Origin of the sequence: Actinomadura kijaniata, assembly GCF_014138665.1 — a bacterium.
GTDB classification, from domain to species: domain Bacteria; phylum Actinomycetota; class Actinomycetes; order Streptosporangiales; family Streptosporangiaceae; genus Spirillospora; species Spirillospora kijaniata.
Genome location: NZ_JACJIA010000007.1, coordinates 220748 through 239956 on the forward strand (window position 1 = coordinate 220748; position 19209 = coordinate 239956).

Annotated in this window: 23 protein-coding genes; 15 read left to right on the forward strand and 8 right to left on the reverse strand. The window is 72.7% G+C overall.

The window, feature by feature from the left end; all coding sequences use genetic code 11:
* The first annotated feature begins 32 nt into the window (after positions 1-32).
* On the forward strand, positions 33-941 hold the full coding sequence (locus tag HNR61_RS49395) for a LysR family transcriptional regulator (protein WP_182845852.1): 909 nt from the start codon (positions 33-35) through the stop codon (positions 939-941).
* A 33-nt stretch (positions 942-974) separates the two neighbouring features.
* Here HNR61_RS49395 and HNR61_RS26250 read toward each other — a convergent pair whose 3' ends face one another.
* Entirely contained in the window at positions 975-1943 is a 969-nt protein-coding gene (locus HNR61_RS26250; protein WP_182845853.1) for a GlxA family transcriptional regulator, read from the reverse strand.
* A gap of 172 nt (positions 1944-2115) precedes the next feature.
* A complete protein-coding gene (locus tag HNR61_RS26255) occupies positions 2116-2463 on the reverse strand; it encodes a peptidase inhibitor family I36 protein (protein WP_182845854.1) in 348 nt (115 codons plus the stop codon).
* Positions 2464-2677: 214 nt separating this feature from the next.
* Here HNR61_RS26255 and HNR61_RS26260 point away from each other — a divergent pair, with 214 nt between their 5' ends.
* The 3 genes from HNR61_RS26260 (at position 2678) to HNR61_RS26270 (ending at position 5401) form a co-directional block, all read left to right on the forward strand.
* Entirely contained in the window at positions 2678-3619 is a 942-nt protein-coding gene (locus tag HNR61_RS26260) for an AfsR/SARP family transcriptional regulator (RefSeq protein WP_182845855.1), read from the forward strand.
* A 143-nt stretch (positions 3620-3762) separates the two neighbouring features.
* Positions 3763-5001, forward strand: coding sequence for a glycosyltransferase (locus HNR61_RS26265; RefSeq protein WP_182845856.1), 1239 nt, complete (start codon positions 3763-3765; stop codon positions 4999-5001).
* 163 nt (positions 5002-5164) lie between these two features.
* Positions 5165-5401: an SCO4226 family nickel-binding protein gene (locus tag HNR61_RS26270; RefSeq protein ID WP_281400591.1), complete on the forward strand. Its 237-nt coding sequence runs from the start codon at positions 5165-5167 to the stop codon at positions 5399-5401.
* 218 nt (positions 5402-5619) lie between these two features.
* Here the strand turns inward: HNR61_RS26270 and HNR61_RS26275 are convergent, their stop codons facing one another.
* Positions 5620-5898, reverse strand: a complete 279-nt coding sequence (locus HNR61_RS26275; RefSeq protein WP_182845858.1) for a hypothetical protein — start codon at positions 5896-5898, stop codon at positions 5620-5622.
* Positions 5899-6055: 157 nt separating this feature from the next.
* Between HNR61_RS26275 and HNR61_RS48225 the strand changes: the two genes are divergently transcribed.
* The 4 genes from HNR61_RS48225 (at position 6056) to HNR61_RS26290 (ending at position 9792) form a co-directional block, all read left to right on the forward strand.
* Complete coding sequence (locus HNR61_RS48225; protein WP_246443786.1) at positions 6056-6415, forward strand: hypothetical protein; 360 nt, start codon at positions 6056-6058, stop codon at positions 6413-6415.
* A 182-nt stretch (positions 6416-6597) separates the two neighbouring features.
* Positions 6598-7353, forward strand: a complete 756-nt coding sequence (locus HNR61_RS48230) for an ABC transporter ATP-binding protein (protein WP_312898104.1) — start codon at positions 6598-6600, stop codon at positions 7351-7353.
* Positions 7338-9071, forward strand: a complete 1734-nt coding sequence (locus tag HNR61_RS26285) for a hypothetical protein (RefSeq protein WP_182845860.1) — start codon at positions 7338-7340, stop codon at positions 9069-9071. The genes HNR61_RS48230 and HNR61_RS26285 overlap by 16 nt, the downstream gene beginning before the upstream one ends.
* Positions 9072-9309: 238 nt before the next feature.
* On the forward strand, positions 9310-9792 hold the full coding sequence (locus HNR61_RS26290) for a hypothetical protein (RefSeq protein ID WP_182845861.1): 483 nt from the start codon (positions 9310-9312) through the stop codon (positions 9790-9792).
* Here HNR61_RS26290 and HNR61_RS26295 read toward each other — a convergent pair.
* Together HNR61_RS26295 and HNR61_RS26300 are read right to left on the reverse strand one after the other, a co-directional pair.
* On the reverse strand, positions 9783-10049 hold the full coding sequence (locus HNR61_RS26295; protein ID WP_182845862.1) for a hypothetical protein: 267 nt from the start codon (positions 10047-10049) through the stop codon (positions 9783-9785). The genes HNR61_RS26290 and HNR61_RS26295 overlap by 10 nt on opposite strands.
* A 421-nt stretch (positions 10050-10470) precedes the next feature.
* Entirely contained in the window at positions 10471-11124 is a 654-nt protein-coding gene (locus tag HNR61_RS26300) for a hypothetical protein (protein WP_220509800.1), read from the reverse strand.
* 534 nt (positions 11125-11658) lie between these two features.
* On the opposite strand from HNR61_RS26300, the gene HNR61_RS26305 reads away from it, so the two are divergent.
* From HNR61_RS26305 to HNR61_RS26315, 3 genes are all read left to right on the forward strand, one after another.
* The gene (locus HNR61_RS26305; RefSeq protein ID WP_182845864.1) at positions 11659-12846 is read left to right on the forward strand and encodes an alpha/beta hydrolase family protein; all 1188 of its coding nucleotides are present in this window, start codon (positions 11659-11661) and stop codon (positions 12844-12846) included.
* Between the two features lie 542 nt (positions 12847-13388).
* Positions 13389-14222, forward strand: coding sequence for a helix-turn-helix domain-containing protein (locus tag HNR61_RS50095; RefSeq protein WP_220509801.1), 834 nt, complete (start codon positions 13389-13391; stop codon positions 14220-14222).
* Between the two features lie 65 nt (positions 14223-14287).
* Positions 14288-14869 (forward strand): dihydrofolate reductase family protein, encoded by a 582-nt coding sequence (locus HNR61_RS26315; protein ID WP_182845865.1) that lies wholly within the window; start codon positions 14288-14290, stop codon positions 14867-14869.
* 97 nt (positions 14870-14966) lie between these two features.
* Here HNR61_RS26315 and HNR61_RS26320 read toward each other — a convergent pair whose 3' ends face one another.
* From HNR61_RS26320 to HNR61_RS26330, 3 genes are read right to left on the reverse strand one after another with little or no spacing between them, the layout of a single operon-like run.
* Entirely contained in the window at positions 14967-15158 is a 192-nt protein-coding gene (locus tag HNR61_RS26320; protein WP_312898105.1) for a DUF397 domain-containing protein, read from the reverse strand.
* A gap of 6 nt (positions 15159-15164) precedes the next feature.
* A complete protein-coding gene (locus tag HNR61_RS26325; protein ID WP_182845866.1) occupies positions 15165-15356 on the reverse strand; it encodes a DUF397 domain-containing protein in 192 nt (63 codons plus the stop codon).
* A complete protein-coding gene (locus tag HNR61_RS26330; protein WP_182845867.1) occupies positions 15344-16156 on the reverse strand; it encodes a helix-turn-helix domain-containing protein in 813 nt (270 codons plus the stop codon). Before HNR61_RS26330 ends, HNR61_RS26325 begins: the two co-directional genes overlap by 13 nt.
* A gap of 214 nt (positions 16157-16370) precedes the next feature.
* Between HNR61_RS26330 and HNR61_RS26335 the strand changes: the two genes are divergently transcribed.
* The 4 genes from HNR61_RS26335 (at position 16371) to aroC (ending at position 19207) form a co-directional block, all read left to right on the forward strand.
* Positions 16371-16775 carry an ATP-binding protein gene (locus HNR61_RS26335; protein WP_182845868.1) on the forward strand — a complete coding sequence of 135 codons (405 nt, stop codon included), beginning with the start codon at positions 16371-16373 and terminating at the stop codon, positions 16773-16775.
* Positions 16762-16968 carry a hypothetical protein gene (locus tag HNR61_RS26340; RefSeq protein WP_182845869.1) on the forward strand — a complete coding sequence of 69 codons (207 nt, stop codon included), beginning with the start codon at positions 16762-16764 and terminating at the stop codon, positions 16966-16968. Before HNR61_RS26335 ends, HNR61_RS26340 begins: the two co-directional genes overlap by 14 nt.
* A gap of 90 nt (positions 16969-17058) precedes the next feature.
* Entirely contained in the window at positions 17059-17928 is an 870-nt protein-coding gene (locus HNR61_RS26345) for an alpha/beta fold hydrolase (RefSeq protein WP_182845870.1), read from the forward strand.
* 100 nt (positions 17929-18028) lie between these two features.
* Positions 18029-19207 (forward strand): chorismate synthase, encoded by a 1179-nt coding sequence (gene aroC / locus HNR61_RS26350; protein WP_182845871.1) that lies wholly within the window; start codon positions 18029-18031, stop codon positions 19205-19207.
* The last annotated feature ends 2 nt before the right edge of the window (positions 19208-19209 follow it).

The following is a 19209-nucleotide window of genomic DNA, read 5'->3' on the forward strand; positions in this document are numbered from 1 at the left end:
ACCGATCCGGGAGCCGTTGATACCGTGCGGGTATGGATGACCTGGAGGTCCGCCAGCTCCGGTACTTCGTGGCCGTCGCCGAGGAGCTGCACTTCGGGCGCGCCGCCGAACGGCTGGGCATGGCGCAGCCGCCGCTGTCGCGGGCGATCCGGGACCTGGAACGCCGGCTCGACGTGCGGCTGCTGGAGCGCACCACGCGCCGGGTCGCCCTCACCCCCGCCGGGGAGGTCCTGCTCCGCGACGCCCGGACCGCGCTGGACGCGGTGGCGGCGGCCGCCCGCCGCGCCCGGCGCGCCGGGCGGCCCGAACCCGGGCTGTGCCTGGCGCTGAAGGCCGACTACGACGGCGGGCTGCTGCCGCGGATCCTCGACGCCTACCGGGGCGAGGCGGCCGCCCTGCCGGTGACGCTGGTGCTGGGCGGACGCGACGAGCAGCTCCCGGCGCTGCGCGACGGCCGCGCGGACGTCGCGCTGCTGCCCGTCCCGTTCGACGAACGCGGCCTGGACGTCGAGCCGCTGCTGACCGAACCCCGCCTGGTGGCGCTGGCGGCGACCGACCCGCTGGCCGCCCGCCCGTCGCTGCGCCTGGCCGACCTCGCCGGCCGGGTGCTGCCCGACGGCGCGCCCGCCGACCGGGACGGGCGCCCGCCCGCCGGCGACGCCCCCGCATGGCGGCCCGCGACGGGCCGTCCGGGCGTGGCGGGGGTCGCGCTCCGGCGCCTGGACCTGGCGCAGCTCTTCAACCTGGTCGAACTGGGCGGCCTCGTCTGGTTTCCGCCCGCCTCGCTCGCACGGCGCCACCCCCGTCCCGGCGTCGCCTACCGGACCGTCGCCGACCTGCCCCCGCTCACCCTCGCCCTGGCCTGGCCGCAGAAGTCCCGCTCCCCGGCCGTCGCCGCCTTCGTCCGCACCGCCGTCGTCGCGGCCGGGGCCCCGCGCTGACCGGGTCCGGGCCGGAAGGCACCGGACCGCGGATCACGCGTTGACGGAGGAGTGGGTCGCCCGGTACCGCGAAGGCGGGACGCCGTAGCGGGCGGCGAACGCCTGCCGCAGCGTCTCGACCGTGCCGAAGCCGCAGCGGGACGCCACGGCCGCCAGGGGCAGGGTGGTGGAGACCAGGAGGTGGGCGGCGGCCTCGGTGCGGGCCCGGCGCACGAACCGCGCGGGCGGCCGGCCGAGGTGCCGCAGGAACAGCCGGGTCAGGTGCCGCTCGCTGACGCCCGCGCGGGCCGCGAGCGCGGCCGTGGACAGGTCGGCGTCCAGATGGCCGGTGACGTGGTCGACCGTCCGCCGGACCAGGTCGTTGTCCGGGGGCGGGCTGTCGGTGAACATGCTGACCTGCGCCTGGTTGCCGGGGCGTTGCAGGTAGGTCACCAGGTTGCGGGCGACGCCGCGCGCCAGCGCGGCCCCCTCATCCTCCTCGACGAAGGCCAGGGTGAGGTCCAGGGCGCTGGTGACGCCGGCCGCCGTGCACAGCCCGCCGTCCCGGATGAAGATCGGGTCGGGGTCGAACACGACCTTGGGGTAACGCGCGGCCAGGCTCGGCGCCCACCGCCAGTGGGTGGTGGCGCGCCGGCCGTCCAGCAGCCCCGCGGCGGCCAGGACGCTCGCCCCGGTGCACACCGAGGCGGTCCGGCGGCTCTCCCGGGACAGCCGCCGGACATGGGCGAGGATCAGGCGGTTGCCGGCCGCCGCCGCGTGCCCGGTGCCGCCCACGACGACGAGCGTGTCGAGCGGCCCGGTGACCCGTTCGAGCGCCTCCTGGGCCAGCAGCGTCAGCCCGCTGCAACACCGGACGGGACGGCCTCCCGGGCTGGCCAGCCGCACGTCGTAGGCGGGCGAGGCGCCATGCAGGTTGGCGATCTCCAGGCTCGTGGTGATGCAGGCGATGTCGAGCAGCTCGGCCGCCTCGTATCCGACGACGACCACACGCCGTTCCGTCATGGCGCGACCCTACGCCGCGAGGACACGATCCCCAAGATTCCGGACCGGTCGCCGCCGGTTCCTTGGCCCCGGGCCGGGACGGCAACACAGTGAGATCACGGTGCACGCGGTTCCGGACCAGGGGGAGGACATGCGACTCCGTAGACGCCCGGCAGGGGCGGCACAGGTTTCGTCACACGGTGAGGAGGACGCTCGTTCCCGGAGCGGACAGGACCGGCACCCGGTCTCCCGGCCGCACGACGGCGAGGAGCCGCCCGCCGCAGCCCGAGCCCGCGTAGACGTGGGCGGTGGCCTGGACGCCGACCCCTCCGGGGAAGGTGTTGGCGACCGAGCGGAGCGCCAGGGGCGAGTTCACGCAGCCCGCGCCGGCGGGGAAGGACCTCATCATCCCGGTGAAGTGGGTTCCGCTCCACCCGCAGATCGAGTTCGCGGGACACGCCTGCGCCGCCGAGGCGGCCGGCCCCGTCCCGAGGACGGCCGCCGAGGCCGCCATGGCGACGGTGAGTACGGCTGCTTTCACAACGCTCCCCTTCCAGGAGGACTTCGCCATCTCCGGACGGGTTCCAGTCAACCCGCCGGCGGCTTCGGATCGGTGTCGGATCGCCTTCACCGCCGGGACGCGGAGGTCATCCGGCCGTGCCGTACCGCGGGGGCGCTCCTGCGTCCGGCGGCGTACCCCTTTCACCGCCGCCTGACGGACGCCAGGGGCCGTGCCGGCCGGGGAGGGTGACCCCATGGACGACAGAAGAGAGCTCGCCGTCTCCCTGCTGGGGCCGCTGGAGGTGCGCCGGGGCCGGACCCCGGTCGGGCTCACCGCCGGTCGCCTGCGAACGCTGCTGGCCGCGCTGGCGCTGTCGGCGGGCGACACCGTCTCGGTGAAGCGCCTGGCGCTGGCGCTGTGGGGGGAGGACTTCCCGGCCAACGCGCGGCGGGGCGTCCACACCTACGTCGCCCGGCTGCGCCGCGTGCTCGGCCCGGACGCGGTCCGCACGATGCCCGACGGCTACCGGCTGGACGCCGATCCCGACCGGATCGACGTGCTGCGGTTCCGCCGCCTGCTCGCCGAAGCGGGCCGGGCCCGGGGCGCGGCCGCGGAACGGGCGGCGCTGGAGGAGGCGCTGGCGCTGTGGCGCGGCCCGCCGTTCGAGGACGTCGACTCGGACTGGCTGTGCGCGTCCGAGTCGGCGTGCCTGCTGGAGTCGTATCTCGGCGCGGTCGAGCGGAGGACCGACCTGGACCTGGCCGAGGGACGCCACGGCGAGCCGGTCGCGGAGCTGATGGAGCTCACCGCGCGCCATCCGCTGCGCGAGTCGCTGTGGGGACGCCTGCTGGTCGCGCTCGGCCGCTGCGGACGGCAGGCCGAGGCGCTGGCCCACTACGAACGGCTCAGACGCCACCTGGTCGAGGAACTGGGCACCGAGCCTTCGGCCGAGCTGCGTCACCTCTACGACTCCCTGCTCCACCTGGGGACGCTACCGGGCCACCAGGCGCCCGCGGTGCCCGAACGGGCGCGGCGGAGGGTGGCCGTGTTCGCGGGGCATGTCGTCGATCTGGCGCGGGCGGGCGGGCTCGCCGGCGCGGACGTCGGAGAGCGGTTCGCGGGAGTGTGCGTCGTTCCGGACGCGGCCGAGGGGAAGAGGCCCTTCCTGGCGGTTTTCTGGAAACACCGGCAGTGAGGCCGCGCGTATTCGGGAAATCGGGAAAAGAAAACCTCCCGCCATTTTCAATGTATAGCAGAGAGGGGGACTTGTGGCAACCACCTGTTCGTGTTGCACAATTGCCCGCCATGGCGGCGGGTAACGAAAACGGGGGTCGCGAAATGCGTGTGGTGCTGTCGACGTACGGGTCGCGCGGAGACGTCGAGCCGATGGTGGCGTTCGCCGTGCGGTTGCGGGAACGCGGCGCGCACGTGCGGGTGTGCGCGCCGCCGGACGAGGACTTCGCGCGGCGGCTGGAGGCGGTCGGGGTGCCGCTGGTGCCGTTCGGGCCGTCGGCGCGCGCGCTGACCACCGGGGCGCCGCCGCCGACCCGGTCGGCCACATCATCCGCGGGGGAGATGGTCGCCCGGCGTTCGGTCGAGCTGGCCGACGGCCAGCGCGCGGTGCTCCGCGAGGCGGCCGAGGGGTGCGACGCGCTGGTGGCGACCGGCGTGCCGGCGGTGGTGGGCGGGGCCCGGTCGGTGGCCGAGAAGCTGGGCGTCCCCTGGATCCACGTGACGTTCCAGCAGCTCACGCTGCCGTCGCCGTACCGCGCGCCGCTGGCCTACCCGGGGCAGTCGTACCCGCCGGAGGTGACCGACGTCCCGGCGCTGTGGAAACTGCACGACCGTCACATGAACGCGCTGTTCGGCGAGGCGATCAACACCAACCGGGCCGCGCTCGGCCTGCCGCCGGTGGACGACGTCGCCTCCTTCCTGTTCGGCGCGCGCAACTGGCTGGCCAGCGACCCGGTCCTGGACCCGTGGCGGGGGCCGGCGGACCTGGACGTCGTGCAGACCGGCGCGTGGTTCCTGCCGGACGACCGCCCGCTGCCGGACGACCTGCGGGCGTTCCTGGACGCGGGGGAGCCGCCGGTGTACGTGGGGTTCGGCAGCATGCCGATGAAGGCGGCGACGGACCTGTCCCGCGCGGTCGTCGAGGCGGTCCGCGCGCACGGCCGCCGCGCGGTGGTCATGCGCGGCTGGGCCGACCTGTCGGCGGTCGACGGGCGGGACGACTGCCTCGTCGTCGGCGAGGTCAACCACCAGGCGCTGTTCCCCCGGGTGGCCGCGGTCGTCCACCACGGCGGCGCGGGCACCACCACGACGGCCGCCCGCGCCGGCGCGCCGCAGGTGGTCGTCGCGCAGGGCGCGGACCAGCCCTACTGGGCGGGCCGCGTCGCCGGGCTGGGCATCGGCACGGTCCATGACGGCCCGGCCCCGACCGCCGAGTCGCTGGCGTCCGCGCTGAAGGCGGCGCTGGCCCCCGGGACCGCCGAGCGGGCGGCCGCGGTGGCGGAGGAGGCCCGCACCGACGGCGCGTCCCTGGCCGCGGAACTGCTGGTCGAGCGGCTCGGCTGAGGGCGCGCGCCGCGGCGGCCGGAGAGCGCGAAGCGCCCGGATCGCTCCCGCCCGGGGCTGGCGCACCCGGACATCGGAGGCGCAGCATGGGGTGAAGCACAGGTTCTACCAGGTCACCGGTGATCTCGCCGGGGCCGACGGGGGGAAGGCAATGACCAAGTTCATGGATGTCCACCGGGGCATGAACGGAATCAGCGCCGAGCAGCTCAACCAGGCGCACCAGGCGGACCTCGCGATCCAGTCGGAGGAGGGCGTCGTCTTCGAGCACGCCTGGGCCGACCCCGACGAGGGCGTCATCTACTGCCTGTCGGACGCGCCGTCCGCGGAGGCGGTCATGCGGATCCACCAGCGCGCCGGCCATCCCGCGGACGAGATCCACGCCGTACCGCTGGAGGTCTGACCGCCCGGGAGGCGTTCGACCGGCGCCACGAGCGCGAGGCCCCGGAGCGGACGGGGAGCCGGCCTCGCCCGGCCTGCCCGGGGCCTTCCCGCCGCCGTCCCACGACGCGGCGTCCAGCGGCGACACGGCCCGGCGGGAACCTCCACCCACCGGGCCGTTCGCGCGTGCGACGGGACGACGCCGCGAGCCGGATGACCGGCTCGCGGCGCAGCCGGCGTCTAGTGCTTGTCCTTGTGGTCCTTGTGGTCCTTGTGGTCCTTGTAGTGCTTGTGGTCCTTGTAGACCGGCTCGCCGTTGAAGTAGCCGCCGTAGCAGACGAAGTCGTCACCGATCGGGATCACCGTGCCCCCGCCCTTCTCACACTTCCAGGCGGGGATCGGGCCGGGATCGGCGCTGGCGGTCCCCGCGCAGCCCAGTGCGGCCGCGGCGGCGGCACCGGCGATCGCCAGGGCGGCGACCCGCGACGTGCCCGACAGGGTGCGTGCGGTGAAGTTCATGATCTTCCCTTTCTCGTGAACTTTCTTGTCATGTCACAGACACCCCTGACATAACCCTGAGTGAGTGCTATGTAACGCGCTGCGATCAAAGAGATGGAAGATCGCTACGGCCGCCCCGTCCTCCGGGAGGCGGGAGGGGCGGTCCTAGGATCGGCTCATGTCGTACGAGATGGAGACGTACCGGCCGTACGCGGCGTCCCGGAGCATCACGGCCGACGAGCTGCCCGGCCTGTACGTTCCCGACCGCGAGCCGGTGTTCTCGTACGGCTGCGACGAGGACGGCGCGATGATCGTTTCGTTGCACGACGGGTTCAGCACCGTCTCGCTGCTGCACGACGGCACGTGGTACTGGCTGGAGGAGTCACCCGACTCGGACCCCGTCGAGATCCTGCTGTGCGGGCAGGAGGCGTGGGTTCCGGCCGGCGTCATGGTGCGGCGCGAGACGGGGCTGGCCGCGCTGCTCCTGACCCCCGACCTCCCGCGGCTCCTGGCCGAGTTCACGTGGCGGGAGCAGTAGGCCCGTACCGCCCCCGGGGGACCCGCCGCCATCGGCCGATCGGTGGATGCCGGTTCCAGCGTGATGGCCGATGCCCGGCGCGGTCGTGCCGCGGGATCCTCAAGCATGACGGTCAACGCCCGCAGCGCCTCCCCCGACCCCGTCCGCGGGGAGCGGAGCCCTCTCGCCACCTGGAGAACGCCGTGACCCCGGCCCTGCGCCTTCGCGGCCTGACCAAGAGATTCGGCGACACCCTCGCCGTCGACGCCCTCGACCTCGACGTCCCCCAGGGCTCCTTCCTCGGTCTGGTCGGCCAGAACGGCGCCGGGAAGACGACCACCCTGTCCATGGCCGTCGGCCTGCTGCGGCCCGACGGCGGCAGCGCCACGATCTTCGGCGAGGACGTCTGGTCGGCTCCCGGGCGCGCCAAGGCCCTGGTCGGGGTGCTGCCCGACGGGCTGGCCCTGCCCGAGCGGCTGACCGGGCGCGAGGTGCTCACCTACCTGGGCCTGCTGCGCGGGCTGGACCGGGACGTCGTGGCGCGGCGCGCCGCCGAGCTGCTGTCCCTCCTGGAACTGGACCGGGCCGACCGCACACTGGTCATCGAGTACTCGACCGGCATGCGCAAGAAGATCGGGCTGGCCACCGCGCTGCTGCACGCGCCGCGCCTGCTGGTGCTGGACGAGCCGTTCGAGGCGGTGGACCCCGTGTCGGCCGCCACGATCAAGACGATCCTGCGCGGCTTCGTCGCCGGCGGCGGTTCGATCGTGCTGTCCAGCCATGTGATGGCCCTGGTCGAGCAGTTGTGCGACCACGTGGCCGTGATCGACGAGGGAAGGGTGGCCGCGGCCGGCACGCTGGACGAGGTCCGCGGCGAACGTTCGCTGGAGGACACCTTCGTCGAGCTGGTCGGCGGCCGGGACGGCGGCGTCAGGGAGCTGTCGTGGCTGTCGCGCTGACCATGGCCCGGATGAAGGTCGCGGTGCTCCGGCACGCGTTCCGGGGCCGGCGGTCGGAGACCGCCACCACGGGCGCCTCGCTGGGCGCGCTGCTGTCGGCTGGAACGATCTACCTGGCCTTCGTCGACCCGGACCTGCTGGCCGCCGGGTACGCGGTCTGGGCGCTGGGCTGGATGCTCGGCCCGGTGCTGCTGGGCGGCGGCGACGAGACGCTCCGGCCCGAGCACTTCGCGACGCTCGGCCTGCCGCCCCGCCGCCTGGCGACCGGGCTGCTGGTGGCGGCCTTCGTCGGCGTCGCGCCGCTGGTGAGCCTGGCGGCCCTGCTCGGGCTGCTGGTCTCCGGGGTGCGGCTCGGCGTCGCGAACGCCCTGGTGGCGCTTCCCGCGATGGTGCTGCAACTGGCCGTGTTCGTCCTGCTGTCGAAGGTCTTCGTGGCGCTGGTCGGGGTCACGTTGCGGACCCGGTCGGGCGCCGTCGCGTCCGGGGTGCTGAACGGCGCGATCCTGGCGGCGCTCGGGCAGATCTGGATCTTCTTCGTGGCCTTCGACCAGACCGGCGTGCCCGCCGCCGTGTGGTACCTGCCCTCCGGCTGGGGGCTGCTCGCCGTCCGGGGCGACTGGTGGGCGCTGGCGGCGCTGGCCGTGCTGGCGTTCCTGCTGCTGGGCGCATGGTCGGCGCTGCTCGGCAGGCGCGTGGGCGCGACGCGGACCTCCGCGCGCGGGCCGCGCCGCCCGATCACGGCGTCCACCGCCGGCGGCGCGATCGTCGCCAGGGAGCTGCGGACGTGGTCGCGCGACCTGGTGCGCAACCACCAGCTCAGCTTCGCGCTGTCGTACGGCGTCTGCTTCGCGGCCAGCCCGCTGCTTCTCGACTGGGACGGCATGCTGCCCTACGCCGGTCCCATCTTCGTCGTGATGGCCGCGGGCCTGACCGCCAACCTGTACGCGGCCGACGGCACCGCGCTGTGGCTGACCATCATGGTCCCGGGCGCCGGCGACGTGCGCGGCAGGCAACTGGCGTGGCTGGCGGCGCAGGCCCCGGTGGCGATCGCGCTGACCGTGGCGGGCACCGCGATCGGCGGCGGCCCGTGGCCGCTGGTCCTGGCACTGCTGCCCGCCCTGCTGGGCGGCGCGGCCGGGCTGGTGCCGCTGGTGTCGGTGTACGGGCTGGTGCCCGGCACCGACCCGCACCGCCGCGCGGGCAACCCCCTGCGCACGAGCGAGGACGACGGCGGCCTGACCGGGCTGGCCTACGCGATGCTCGCGCTGGTCATCCTCGCGGGCGCGCCCGCCGGGCTGGTGGCCCTCTGGGCCGGCTGGCCCGGCGTGGCCGTCGGCGTCGCGACCGGGGCGCTGTGCTACTGGGGCTTCGGCCTGCTGGCCGAGCGGCGGCTGAGCTCGCACGGCCCGGAGCTGCTGCACGCGATGCGGACCGGGCGCAAGCCGCCGACGGCGACGCGGTCCCGGTTCGACCAACTGTCCAACACGCGGAAGTCGATCGCCGTGTGGTGCTTCGGCGGCGGGGCCATCCCGCTGATCCCGCAGGGCATCGTCGCGACCGTCTTCGTGGCCAAGGACATGCGGCGCCACACCTGGTTCCTGGCCACGTACATGCCGTCCGGGCTGGGCTACCCGGTCGCGGCCGGGTTCATCCTGCTCGGGCTGGCGGCCTACGGGACCGGCCTGTGGGCGGTCCGGCCCCGGCCGTCCCGGCACTGACGAAGGGGGCGGGCCCGAAGCGCGTTCGACCGTTCGTGCCCGTCGCTCCTGGGAGAGTCGGTGACATGAACGATTTGCTGGTCGAATTCTGCCGGAGCGGGACGCTGGGGACGGTGGCCTTGGGCATGTCCCCGGACGAGGTGACCGAACGGATCGGAAAACCCGGAAGAATCAGGAACGGGCAAGGCGACGACTGTCTCCAGCGGTACGGCTACTCCGCGCTCGAACTCACGATGAGATGCTTCGCCAGGGACGCCGGGGCCGGCGCGGGGCGGGACGCGACCTGGCGCTGGCCTCGATCAGCATCAGGCTCGGCGGCCGCGGGCCGCTGGTCCTCCCCAAGGCGATCGCCCCCGAGCCCATCGCCGTCACCCCCCTGCGGCTGGAGGACGCCCATCGCCACCTCGGCGGACGTGGTGTCCACATGACCCACGACCACGACCTGACGCTGGAGCGCACCGTCGACGAGGCGAGCATCCGGCTGGTCAGCGCCGACGACGGGGTCGTACTGGAGATCGCCGCCGGATGGCGGCCCCGACCCGGCGGCTGGTTCTACTCCGAAGAGCGGGAGGAGGGCGTCTGGGTGAGCGGCGACCCCGGCGGACGTCGAGCGGGTCGCGGCCCTCGTCGTCGCCGGGCACTCCCGGCCCGGCGGGGTCCAGGGCGGTTCGGCCCTGGACCCCGTGGAACGGAACGTGAGGCGGGTACCGCTCAGCGGTAGTAGACCCAGAAGGTCCCGACGGTGTCGTTGAGAGCCGAACCGAGGTAGGGCACCGGCAGCGCGAACGTCCCCGAATAGGTGCCCGCGATGTCGGCGAACCGCGCGGTGTTGCAGGAGCCCGACCCGCGGGCCGAGCTCAGGTTGCGGCTCCAGTAGCTGTCGGGGCGGAGCCGGTAGCCCGCGCTGTCGCACGGACCGGCGCTGCCGTAGACGCTCGTCGCGGGCACGCGGTAGTCGGTGTTCGCGTACCAGGTCATCAGGAGGGTGGCGGCGAGCGCCGTCGCAGGCGCGGGCGAGCACCGGCGAGGGCTCGCCCTCGGCCGCCTTGCCGACGAGAACGGCGCGGTAACGGTCCGCCTTCGTCTCCGCGTGCGCCGCGTTGACCGTGGCCAGGCCGGGCGCGACCGCGACGGCGGTCACGGCCAGGGTCGCCCCAGCCGGACCCGGAGATTGCGTGGCTTCACACGCACCATTTGCTGGTCCCTTCTTCCGCGTGTAACCGCTGATCGCCCTATCGGATGGCCGATCGCGATTCGCTCAAGCAGTCGACGGCGTCAGGAAGCTTTCATGGTTACTTCACCCCAGGTGAATGATCCCCTATTCGCGGGCCGGGGTGATTCCACGGTGAGCAGAAAACTCGGGAATTCATCGCATTCGCCTTGATGACCGGCCCGCGGCTCAGCGGAGCAGTGCTCCGCGCAGGGTGATGCCGTGCCGCTTGCGCAGCCGCCGCAACTCCCACACCGCCAGGACGGTGACGGACAGCGGGGCCCCCAGGAGGAAGACCATCCGTACCCCGAGCGGCACGCTGTCGTAGGCGCCCCGGAACACGTCGAAGAGGGCGACCCCCCAGACGAGCAGCGTCGCGAGCAGTGGCGGGACCGTCTCGTGGATGTCCGCCGTCCGGAAGACGTGCACGAGCGACAGCGGGATGCCGTAGAGGACGAAGGGAATGAGCCACAACCCGAAGGCGCCCAGCGCGAACAGCAGCACCACCCGCCCCGGCGAGGCCGTCCAGTCGGTCTCCTCGGTCACGTAGCCCAGCCCTGTGGCCAGTCTCGGCGCGGCGATCGTGACGACCAGCGCGAGCAGCGCCCCGGCGGGCTTGCCCGCGCGACGCAGGAACAGGCCCCGGTTGGGCGGGCGGGCCGCCGCGATGAAGGCGGCGACGGCGATCGGGAACGTCACCGCCAACGTGATGAGGGTGGTGCGGATCTGGCCGAAGCGGTCGTCCACCACGGCGTCGGCGTCCGAGGCCAGCCCGTAGGACACCATCATCCACGTGACGGCGACCAGGCCGACGATCGACCGCCAGACCTGCACCCTCCTCACCACCGGGTCATGCACGCGGTCCGGCCGGGACGGCGTGAACACCGCACGCGCCACGGCGATCGGATTGAAGAGACGCCCGAAGGTCAGCGGGCGCGGCGGAACCGGCGGCCGCGAACCCATCGGCGGCATGGGCGGGGGCATGGGCGGGGGCGGTGGCGGTGGCGGTGGCGGCCACCCCGGCCCCGGCGGCTGCCCTCCCCCGTAGGGATTCCACCGCGCGCCGTCCCCGCTTCCGTTCACTCCCCGCGTCCTTCCTGTCGCCGCGCCAGAGTTCACGAGGAGAATACGCACATCCCAGGGGACGAAAGTGCCTTATGCCCACTTCGGGTGCGTGGGGATCGCGCCCTGCGCGGGCGACGCCGTGGTGGTCCGGCGCGCTGACGGACGGAGCCACCAGGCGGCGCGGCGCCTCTGACAGCAGAAGACGTCGTCGTCATCGGTCTGGAGTACTACAGGAACCGTCCGACTCGCGGTCGGTCGGCGACAGCCGCAAGGCTGACGCGCCTGGCCATGGGCGCGACCTAGCGTGAGCGCGTGACCAGAATCCTTCGCAAGACGAGCGTCGCCGTACTCGCGCTCGCCGTGTCGGTACCTCTCACCGTCGCCGGCGCCGCCTCGGCGTCGCCGACCCCCACGCCCGCGTCCAGCAGCGCCGAGAACGCGCGGCTGAGGCTCCCTCGTCCCACCGGACCGTACGCGGTCGGCCGCTCGACCCTGCACCTGGTCGATCCCACGCGCAAGGACCCGTGGGCGCCCGGGGCGAACGCCCGCGAACTGATGCTCAGCATGTACTACCCGGCGCTGCCCGGTCCCGGCGCCCGAGCGCGGTATGCCGCCACCGAGGAGGTCCGGCTGTTCCTGAAGGACCGCGACCTGGACGGCGTCGTCTCGGCCGAGACGGTGAGCGCCACGCGCACCAACGCCCGGGTGGACGCGCGGCCGCTACCGGGACGCCGCCCGCTGGTGGTGCTCTCCCCCGGCTTCAGCGTGTCCCGCTACACCCTCACCGGACTGGGAGAGGAGCTCGCCAGCCGCGGCTACGTCGTCGCCGCGGTGGACCACGCCTACGAGTCCGTGGGCGCGCGGTTCCCCGGCGGCCGGATGCTGACCTGCCTGGCCTGCGAGAAGGCCAGGACCAAGGAGGACTTCGAAAGGGCCACCGTGGGCCGGAGCCGGGACGTGTCGTTCGTCCTGGACCGGCTGACCGGACGCCGTCCGGCCTGGCGCCACGCACACCTGATCGACAGGCGGCGGATCGGCATGGCCGGGCACTCGCTGGGCGGCGCGACCGCGGCGTCGACCATGGCGCGCGACCCCCGGATGCGGGCGGGCGTCAACATGGACGGGTCCTTCGCCGACCCCGTGCCCGACGGCGGCCTCGGCGGACGGCCGTTCCTGATGCTGGGCACCGACGACCAGACCCACCGTCCGGGCGGCGAGGACGAGACGTGGGACCGGACGTGGCGGCGGCTGGACGGCTGGAGGCGATGGCTGACCGTCGCCGGCTCGGACCACTTCACCTTCTGCGACGTCCCCGTGCTCAGCGATCAGCTCGGCCTCCCGCGGTCGGATCCGCGGCAGGGCCTGCCGGGCACGCGCTCGGACAAGATCATCCGTAACTACGTCGGGGCCTTCTTCGACCTGCACCTGCGACGCGTCCCGCAACCCCTGCTGGACGGCCCGTCGCGCAACAACCCCGAGGTGCGGTTCCACACCCCATAGCCATCCCGGGAACACGACCCGCGGCTCGGCCCGGCGACCTGCACACCCCGACCACGCGCCGCCCGATCCGCAGGTCAGGGCATCTGTGACGGTGGGCGCCCACCCGGCGGCCGGACGCCGCACCTCAGCCGGGCCCCGCCGTCGGGGTGCAAGGTGGAGCTGACGCGACGCAGGCCCTGCAACGCGGTGGGCAGCACCTGGCGGACTTCGGTCGACTCGGCCGCGATCCGTGCGGTCGGCTCTCCCCGGTCGGTGGCGGTGGGCGATCGCGGACCGGGACTGCTCTGGCCAGCAGGGCACTCAGCACCACAGAACGTAGGAAGGCAGCGGTCTTCCGACTCGTGAACCTCCGTGGCCACGGCCGGAGGGATCCCGTCGATGTGGGACTCGGCGGTCTTGCCGTAGCGGGTGGCGGTGCCGCGCTGGGCAAGCAGCCGGCGAAAAGTTCGTTCGTCGCCCTGGGGAGTTCCGCTCCGGAACGGCCCGGCTTCGCGGTGCACGCGTTGTGGCGGCCCGTCCGCGCGTCGGCGATGCTGTGACGCGTGGAATACGTGTCCAGAGTGCCGCGACCGCCGCTGGACGGGCTGATCGACGACCTCTACTACCTGGAGGGCGCGTCGCCGTACCCCTGGCTGACGCTGCCGCCGATGCCGTCGGCGGTGTTCATCCTCAACCTCGGGGCGCCGTTCCGCATCCGCACCGGCATCGAGACGGGCGAGTACGCCGACGGCTGCGTGATCACCACGCCCGCCCACGCCCTGGCGTTCGGTTACCCGCCGAGGACCCGGTCGGTCGGCGTGCACTTCAAGCCGTGGGGGATGGCGCCGTTCCTGCCGATGCCCGCGGCCGAGCTGTGCGACCGGCCGGTGACGGTGGAGCAGATCTGGGGCCGCCCCGCCACCGCCGAGCTGCGAGACCGGCTGGCCACGGCGGCCGGGCCGCACGAGATGCTGGCGCTGCTGGAGGACGAGCTGAGGCGACGGCTCTGCGACACCACCGGCCTGGGGCTGGTCCGCCACACCAGCGGTGTCATCGCGGCGACCACGGGAGCGGTGGCGATCGGCGACCTGAGCGCGGTGGCCGGTGTCAGCAGCACTCACCTGGCACAACGGTTCAAGGAGATCATCGGCGTCACGCCGAAACGGCTCGCCCGCACCTACCGGTTCACCGCCACCGTGCTCGCGATCGACCCCGCCGGACCGGTCGACTGGGCCGACCTCGCCAGCCGCGCCGGTTACTTCGACCAGGCCCACTTCGGTCACGAGTTCCGCAGGTTCACCGGGCTCACGCCGACCCGGTACATGGAGGTCCGGCGGCGGTTCCTGCGCGAGCATCCAGGCCACACGCTCGACGTCGGGCCGCTGCCCGCCGATTGATTTCTTACAAGAACCGATGGCCCCGGACGCGCCAGTATGGGCATTTCCCGAGCGGAGGAGGCCCCATGGGCAAGGTCGTGATGTACGGCACGGTGTCGGTCGACGGCTTCATCGCCGATGAGAAGGACCAGGTCGGGCCGCTGTTCGAGTGGATGTCCAGCGGCGACGTCCCGTTGGACGAGAGCGGCCGGACGAAGGTGTCGCAGGCGTCCCACGACCACACCCGGGCGTACTGGGACCAGATCGGGGTGACGGTCGTCGGCCGCCACGTCTTCGACATGACCGAGGGCTGGGGCGGTACGCCTCCGAGCGGGATCGACCACATGGTCGTCGTGTCGCACCGGCCGAGGCCCGAGGGCTGGCACCCCGAGGCGCCGTTCCACTTCGTCGATGGCATCGAGGCCGCCATGGCCAAGGCGCAGGAACTCGCGGGCGACCGCACGGTCGAGGTCGCCGCCGGTGACGTCGGCGGCCAGATCCTGGCCGCGGGGTTCGTGGACGAGGTCGCCATGGACGTCGCACCCGTGGTCTTCGGGTCGGGCAAACGCTACTTCGGATCGGTCGACACCCAGCACCTACTGGAGGACCCCGACGTGGTGATCCAGGGCAACCGCGTACTCCACCTGCGCTACCGCGTACGCCGATGACCGGCTTGGGCCGCAGGGCGTTCGCCGAGCACGCCCACTGACCCGCGAACGCCCCCCGTCTCACCTGCGCGGAACGAGGGGCGTTCCCGCGTACGGGTCAGAGGACTTTGATGCGTTCGGACAACGCGCGGGCTTCCTCACGGTTGATGAGCAGCGGGCCATCACCAGGGCTCTTGCTGTCACGGATGGCGACAGCATCGGGCGTGGAAGCCGCTTCAACGCAATCTCCACCGTTGCTTCCGCTGCGACTTGACTTGCGCCACATCAACTCGTTCTCCGTTGCTTCCACGCGAGGCTAAGCGTTCTTGAGGTGCTTGGACAATGCGCGGGCCTCTTCATGGCTGATGAGCAGCAGGCTGCCGTTAGGGTTTTTGCTGTCACGGATGGCAATGGTGTCCAGTTCGTTGGCAACCTCGACGCAGTGCCCACCGTTGCTTCCACTGCGACTCGACTTGCGCCACTTCATGTCATTCTTCATGGCTTCCATCTATCGACTGTTTGGCTGATTAGGTCCACGGACATGCCGACGGGGAGGGCTTGAGTGCAGATCATGTCGAACTGGTCCTTGAGCTCAGCGATGTCTGCGCGGTCTTCGACGATCATCCCACGCAACGCGGTTTCCACGTAAGCGACTTCCGAACCATCGGGCAGCGTTGCCAGGACGAACGCTCCCAGGTTTCCCGGGTGCCGCTGGCCGTTGGGAATGATCTGCATGCTCATCCACGGTGAACTCGTGCTTGCCAGCTTTTCAAGTTGGGCACGCATCACGTCGGGGCCGCCCACGTCGTACCAGAGCACGGTCTCGGGCATGACCGTGATGATGCGCGGTGGCCGAGGGTCGCTGCGTGTGAGGATGGCCTGCCTCCCCATCCGGGCCTCCACCTTGGCCTGGTCACCAAAGAGGAGGATCTCTGCGTACTGAGGGGTTTGCAGCAACCCGTCGACAATGTTCGGCTGGTACGCCTTGAGGGTGAGTGCGAGAGCCTCTATCTCCGTCCACTCGCGGAACCACTCCGGGAAGGCGCTCGCCTTACCGGCGAAGAGCCCGTCGTAGAGGTGGGTGAGCGCGTCCTTGGTCTCCAGCACGCGGTCGCAGTGTTCGGGGAAGGCGCGTTCGCAGCGGGACTCGGCCCGCTCGACGGCTCCGATGAACGAGGAGCTGTAGGGGATCCGGTCGGACAGTTGGGCGATGCTGTGGCCGGCCAGCTGGCGGTACCTGCGAACTTCCGATCCGAACAGGTCGAGAGCACCGTTCGAGGGGGTGAGCTGCTTCGGCGGCTGTGGCATGCGACGCCTCCCGTCCAGGGGCCTCACGGCCCATCATGACCCATGACGACCAGTGATGACCAACGGTGCGTCGGCCATGCTTTCACTTTGGTCCGCCGGTTGCGGTTTTTCTTCTCCGGCATCTCATTTTCGGCGACGGTGGTGACAGGCGCAGGCTTTTTCGAAAGCGACTGGAGAAATGATCACCACATCTGATGGTCCACCACCGGCTGCGATGTCCGATCCGTCCATTCTTGTGATCGCTTCTGTTGCGGAGTCGATCAAAATCGCGCGGGATTTCGCGCGGGGGTGGCTTGAGGCCGAGGGGGTCGAACGGGCGGCGGTGGGGGTCGCCCTGCTCGTGGTGTCGGAGCTGGTCACCAACGCCTACAGGCACGGCAGCGCGCCGGGGGAGATGATCTCCGTGCGGCTCTACCTGTCGGACGCCGGGCCCGTGGTCGAGGTGCGCGATAGCGGCGATAGCGAGCCGCGGCCCCGGCCGTTGACGCCGGACTCGTTCACCGGGCGGGGGCTGGCCATCGTCGCCGAGCTGACCGCCGCCTGGGGCTTCCACCGCCTCGCCTCCGGCGGCAAGGCCGTGTACGCGGTCCTGAACGGAGCGCGGCATGGCGCCCCGTGACGTCCTCCTGGTGATCCTGCGCGATCTGTTCCCCGCCTGGGACATCTGGACCTGCGACCGGGGCGTGTGGCGGGCCGCCGGGTCCATGCTGGTCAGCGCCTCGACGGCCGAGGCCCTCATGGAGCACCTCGCCGGAGCCGGCCCGGACGCGTTCCAGGCCGCCGCCCGCGCGTTCGCGGGCCGTGCCGCATGACGGTCCGATGAGTTTCCCCCGCCCCCGGGGTCAAGAGATCAACGCCTTCATGGAGCAGGCCGTGAGGGGACCGAACGAGGGGTGGCGAGCATGGGTGACGAGCGTTTGGTGGCGGTGAACGGGGTGGAGCTGTGCACCGAGACCTTCGGGGAGCCGGACGCGCCACCGGTGCTGCTGATCGGCAACTCGATGCTCTCCTGGCCGGACGCGCTGTGCGAGCGGCTGGCCGGGACGCCGCGCCATGTGATCCGGTACGACCTGCGGGACACGGGCCGCTCCACCACGGTCGACCCGGACGCGCCCGGCTACACCCTTCGCGACCTGGTCGCCGACGCGGCCGGTCTGCTGGACGCGCTCGGCCTGCCGTCCGCGCACGTGGCGGGTTTCGGCGTCGGCGGCTGGATCGCGCAGCTCCTGGCGCTCGACCACCCGGGCCGGATGACCGCGCTCACCCTGGTCGCGACGCGGCCGAACGCTCCGGGGCCGGTGGACCCCGACCTGCCCGAGCACGACGCGGAGCTGATGAAGTCCCTCATGTCGGCTCCGAAGCCCGACTGGTCCGACCGCGCTTCGGTGCTGGCGGCCATGGTGGAGCGGGCGCGGCGCCTGGCGGGCACGGCGGGGTTCGACGAGGCGGCGGCGCGCGACCTGGCGGGCCGGATCTTCGACCGCACGGTGGTGCCGGCGGGCGTGGACGCCGCGAAGGCGCACCGGTCGAACCAGCTCGGGACCGTGTTCGCGGCGCTGGACTGCGGCCCCCGGTGGCGCGAGCGGCTGGGCGGGATCGGCGTGCCGACGGTGGTCGTCCACGGGGAGGACGACCCGTTCTTCCCGGTCGGGAACGGCGAGGCGCTGGCGCGGGAGATCCCCGGGGCCGAGCTGGTCCGGCTGCCGGGCACGGGCCAGGAGCTGCCGCCGCGGGACTGGGACGCGGTCGTCACCGTGCTGGCCCGCGCCTGACGCGGGGAGGGCCGGGGGAGGCGCCCGGTCCCGGCCATCGCCGCATCTCAGGCTGTGGACAAGTGCGCGTCCACATGCCGGGAGATGGAAGGATGGGCGCATGCTGCGCTGGTTGACCGCGGGGGAGTCCCATGGCCCGGCCCTCACCGCCATCGTGGAGGGCCTGCCCGCCGGAGTGCGCGTGACCTCGGCCGACATCGCCGAGGAACTGCGCCGACGGCGGCTCGGCCATGGGCGGGGCGCCCGCATGAAGTTCGAACAGGACCAGGTGACGATCCTCGGCGGCGTCCGCCACGGCGTCACGCTGGGCGGGCCCGTCGCGATCCAGGTGGGCAACACCGAGTGGCCCAAGTGGGAGACGGTCATGGCCGCCGACCCCGTGGACCCCGAGCTGCTGGCCGCCCAGGCGCGCAACGCGCCCCTGTCGCAGCCCCGGCCCGGCCACGCCGACCTCGTCGGCATGCAGAAGTACGGCTTCGACGACGCCCGGCCGGTGCTGGAGCGGGCCAGCGCCCGCGAGACGGCCGCCCGCGTGGCGCTCGGCACGGTCGCCAAGGCGTTCCTCAAGCAGGTCCTCGACGTCGACGTCCTCAGCCACGTGATCGCGCTGGGCGAGGTCGAGGCCCCCGCGGACGTCCTGCCCGGCCCGGGCGACCTGGCCGCCGTGGACGGCAGCCCCGTGCGCTGCTTCGACGCCGGCACCTCCGAGCGGATGGTCGCCCACGTCGACGAGCTCAAGAAGGCCGGGGACACCATCGGCGGCGTCGTGGAGGTCCTCGCCTACGGCCTCCCGCCGGGCCTCGGCAGCCACGTCCACTGGGACCGCCGCCTCGACTCCCGCCTGGCCGGGATCCTCATGGGCATCCAGGCGATCAAGGGCGTGGAGATCGGCGACGGGTTCACCACCGCCCGCCGTCCCGGCTCCCGCGCCCACGACGAGATCGACAACACGCCCGGGGGCGTCCGCCGCCGCACCAACCGCGCGGGCGGCATCGAGGGCGGCATGACCACCGGCGAGGTGCTGCGGGCCCGCGCCGCCATGAAGCCGATCTCGACGGTGCCGCGCCGCCTGGACACCATCGACGTCCGGACGGGCGAGCCCGCCAAGGCGATCAACCAGCGCAGCGACGTCACCGCCGTCCCGGCCGCGGGCGTGGTCGCCGAGGCGATGGTCGCGCTGGTGCTGGCCGACGCGGCGCTGGAGAAGTTCGGCGGCGACTCGGCCGAGGAGACCGCCCGCAACGTGAACGGCTACCTGTCCTCCCTGACGATCAAGTAGGG

What these genes read in the sequence shown, in the direction of transcription:
- HNR61_RS48225 (WP_246443786.1), top strand. Translation starts at nt 6,056, where the DNA reads ATGTCGTACGAGATGGAGACGTACCGGCCGTACGCGGCGTCCCGGAGC.
- HNR61_RS26325 (WP_182845866.1), bottom strand. Translation starts at nt 15,356, where the DNA reads ATGGAAGCCATGAAGAATGACATGAAGTGGCGCAAGTCGAGTCGCAGT.
- HNR61_RS26295 (WP_182845862.1), bottom strand. Translation starts at nt 10,049, where the DNA reads ATGACCTGGTACGCGAACACCGACTACCGCGTGCCCGCGACGAGCGTC.
- HNR61_RS26275 (WP_182845858.1), bottom strand. Translation starts at nt 5,898, where the DNA reads ATGAACTTCACCGCACGCACCCTGTCGGGCACGTCGCGGGTCGCCGCC.
- HNR61_RS26330 (WP_182845867.1), bottom strand. Translation starts at nt 16,156, where the DNA reads ATGCCACAGCCGCCGAAGCAGCTCACCCCCTCGAACGGTGCTCTCGAC.
- HNR61_RS26250 (WP_182845853.1), bottom strand. Translation starts at nt 1,943, where the DNA reads ATGACGGAACGGCGTGTGGTCGTCGTCGGATACGAGGCGGCCGAGCTG.
- HNR61_RS26335 (WP_182845868.1), top strand. Translation starts at nt 16,371, where the DNA reads ATGTCCGATCCGTCCATTCTTGTGATCGCTTCTGTTGCGGAGTCGATC.
- HNR61_RS26260 (WP_182845855.1), top strand. Translation starts at nt 2,678, where the DNA reads ATGGACGACAGAAGAGAGCTCGCCGTCTCCCTGCTGGGGCCGCTGGAG.
- HNR61_RS26270 (WP_281400591.1), top strand. Translation starts at nt 5,165, where the DNA reads ATGGATGTCCACCGGGGCATGAACGGAATCAGCGCCGAGCAGCTCAAC.
- HNR61_RS26290 (WP_182845861.1), top strand. Translation starts at nt 9,310, where the DNA reads ATGCTTCGCCAGGGACGCCGGGGCCGGCGCGGGGCGGGACGCGACCTG.
- HNR61_RS26340 (WP_182845869.1), top strand. Translation starts at nt 16,762, where the DNA reads ATGGCGCCCCGTGACGTCCTCCTGGTGATCCTGCGCGATCTGTTCCCC.
- HNR61_RS26265 (WP_182845856.1), top strand. Translation starts at nt 3,763, where the DNA reads ATGCGTGTGGTGCTGTCGACGTACGGGTCGCGCGGAGACGTCGAGCCG.
- HNR61_RS26315 (WP_182845865.1), top strand. Translation starts at nt 14,288, where the DNA reads ATGGGCAAGGTCGTGATGTACGGCACGGTGTCGGTCGACGGCTTCATC.
- HNR61_RS26345 (WP_182845870.1), top strand. Translation starts at nt 17,059, where the DNA reads ATGGGTGACGAGCGTTTGGTGGCGGTGAACGGGGTGGAGCTGTGCACC.
- aroC (WP_182845871.1), top strand. Translation starts at nt 18,029, where the DNA reads ATGCTGCGCTGGTTGACCGCGGGGGAGTCCCATGGCCCGGCCCTCACC.
- HNR61_RS49395 (WP_182845852.1), top strand. Translation starts at nt 33, where the DNA reads ATGGATGACCTGGAGGTCCGCCAGCTCCGGTACTTCGTGGCCGTCGCC.